Source organism: Corynebacterium gottingense, assembly GCF_003693265.1.
GTDB classification, from domain to species: domain Bacteria; phylum Actinomycetota; class Actinomycetes; order Mycobacteriales; family Mycobacteriaceae; genus Corynebacterium; species Corynebacterium gottingense.
Window position 1 is genome coordinate 1 of record NZ_RDRE01000088.1, and the last position, 2,328, is coordinate 2,328.

Sequence of the window (2,328 nt, forward strand, 5' to 3'; positions counted from 1 at the left end):
GTCTCGCCCGGGGCGACCTCGACGAGGGTCAGGCCGTTCTTCGGGTCAACCTTGAACACGGCGAGGTTGGTAATGATGAGGTCGACGCACTTCGCGCCGGTGAGCGGGAGGCGGCACTCCTCGAGCACCTTGGACGCACCCTTCTTGGTGGTGTGTTCCATGAGCAGGATGATCTCCTTCGCGCCGTGCACCAGGTCCATCGCGCCGCCCATCCCCTTGACCATCTTGCCCGGGATCATCCAGTTGGCCAGGTCGCCGTACTGGGAGACCTCCATCGCGCCAAGGACCGCCACATCAATCGCGCGGGAGCGGATCATGCCGAAGGAGTCTGAGGAGGAGAAGAAGGAGCCGCCCGGCGCGACCGTAATGGTCTCCTTACCAGCGTTGATCAGCTCCGGGTCCACCTCGCCGTCCTGCGGGTACGCGCCCACGCCCAGGATGCCGTTCTCGGAGTGCAGGACCACCTCGAGCCCCTCGGGCAGGTAGCCCGGGATCAGCGTGGGCATGCCGATCCCAAGGTTGACGTACTGGCCGTCGCGCAGCTCCTTCGCCGCGCGCGCCGCCATTTCTTCGCGGTTCCAGCTCATTTACTTGCTCACCGTCCTAAACTCGATGCCTGTTTCCTGCGGGCCGACCTCCACCACGCGGTCGACGTAGATGCCGGGCAGGTCCACATCCGCCGGCTCGATCGTGTCCACGACGTGCTCCGCCTGGACGATGGTGACCTTGCCGCAGGCGGCAACGTCGGGGTTGAAGTTGCGGGCCGTCTTGTTGAAGACGAGGTTGCCGTAGCGGTCCGCGGTGTGCGCGTGAACGAAGGCGAAGTCAGGGGTCAGCGCCTCCTCCAGCACGTACTGCTCGCCGCCAAACTCGCGGATCTCCTTCGGCGTGGAGTACTCGGCGATGGTGCCGTCCGGGTTGTAGCGCACCGGGATCTCGCCGTTGGCCAGCGGGGTACCCACCCCGGCCTTGGTGTAAAACGCGGGCACGCCCGCACCGCCGGCACGCATGCGCTCGGCGAGCGTGCCCTGCGGGGTGAACTCGACGGTGAGCTCGCCCTCCAGGTACTGGCGCGCATACTCCTTATTGGTGCCCAGGTAGGAGCCGATGGAGCGGGCGATCTTGCCGTCCTGCAGGAGGAGGCCCAGACCGAAGCCGTCGGTACCCAGGTTGTTCGAGATGATGGTCAATTCGCTCGCGCCCTGCTTGCGCAGCGCGTCAATGAGCCGGGCAGGGATGCCGACGAGGCCAAAACCGCCAACGGCGATCGAGGCGCCGTCACCGATGTCGGCAACCGCCTCGTCGATGTTTGTCACAACTTTGTTCAGCATGGCTCCACCCTAGCGGGCGTTCGACTCCTGCACAAGGGTTCACAAAGCGAACGGTTTTGCGCTATCGTGGGGCATGGCGCACATTAGAGTACGTAATGTGGCCGACAACATGGCGTCGAAAAGCGCCCTTGACCTGTGCAAAGGAGATACGATGCAAGTCCAAACCGTACAGTCGCTGATCCGCGGCCTTGCGGTCATCCGCGCCTTCGACGCCGAGCACCCCCGCCGCAGCCTCGCACAGGTGGCCGATGCGACGGGGCTGGCGCGCGCAACCACGCGCCGGTTCCTGCACACGCTTATCGCCGAGGGCTACGCCGCCACCGACGGCGCGGAGTTCTGGCTCACACCGAAGATGCTCGAGCTGGGGTACGCGTACCTGTCCAGCCTGGGGCTGCCCACCATCGCGCAGCCACACCTCGAGGCGCTGTCGCGCACGCTCAACGAGTCCTGCTCGCTCTCCGTGCTCGACGGCACCGACGTGGTCTACGTCGCGCGCTCCGCGGCCCACCGCATCATGAGCGTGAACATCACCATCGGCACCCGCTTCCCGGCGCACGCCACCTCGATGGGCCGCGTCATGATGGCCGGGCTTGACGACGCCACCGTGGACCACTTCCTCGCCCGCCCGCTCGAGGCCATCACGCCATCCACCATCACGGACCCGGACACACTACGCGCCGCCCTGCGCAACATCCGCGATGCCGGGTGGTGCGTCGTGGACCAGGAGCTCGAGGCGGGGCTGCGCTCCATCGCCGCCCCGGTGCGCGACGCCACCGGCGCCACCGTCGCCGCCGTCAACGTCTCCACCCACGTGGCCGCCCACCCATACGAGGAGCTCGTGGACTCCCTCCTACCCAAGCTCGTGGACACCGCGGACGCCATCACCCGCGACCTCGTGGCCACGCACGCCAACGCTTAACCCGAAAGGACCCCTCATGAACCAGCCCGAAATTGTCATCTGCCACCCCAAGCGCACCGCCGTGGGCCGCTACGGCGG

Annotated in this window: 3 protein-coding genes; 1 reads left to right on the top strand and 2 read right to left on the bottom strand. The window is 66.7% G+C overall.

Annotated features, from left to right (window positions below):
* On the bottom strand, positions 1-587 hold a 587-nt coding region (locus EAW56_RS11745), incomplete at its 3' end, for a 3-oxoacid CoA-transferase subunit B (RefSeq protein ID WP_122086740.1).
* Positions 588-1,331 carry a CoA transferase subunit A gene (locus EAW56_RS11750; RefSeq protein WP_095278995.1) on the bottom strand — a complete coding sequence of 248 codons (744 nt, stop codon included), beginning with the start codon at positions 1,329-1,331 and terminating at the stop codon, positions 588-590. It lies immediately after the preceding gene.
* Positions 1,332-1,482: 151 nt separating this feature from the next.
* On the opposite strand from EAW56_RS11750, the gene EAW56_RS11755 reads away from it, so the two are divergent.
* Positions 1,483-2,250: an IclR family transcriptional regulator domain-containing protein gene (locus EAW56_RS11755; protein WP_095546245.1), complete on the top strand. Its 768-nt coding sequence runs from the start codon at positions 1,483-1,485 to the stop codon at positions 2,248-2,250.
* The last annotated feature ends 78 nt before the right edge of the window (positions 2,251-2,328 follow it).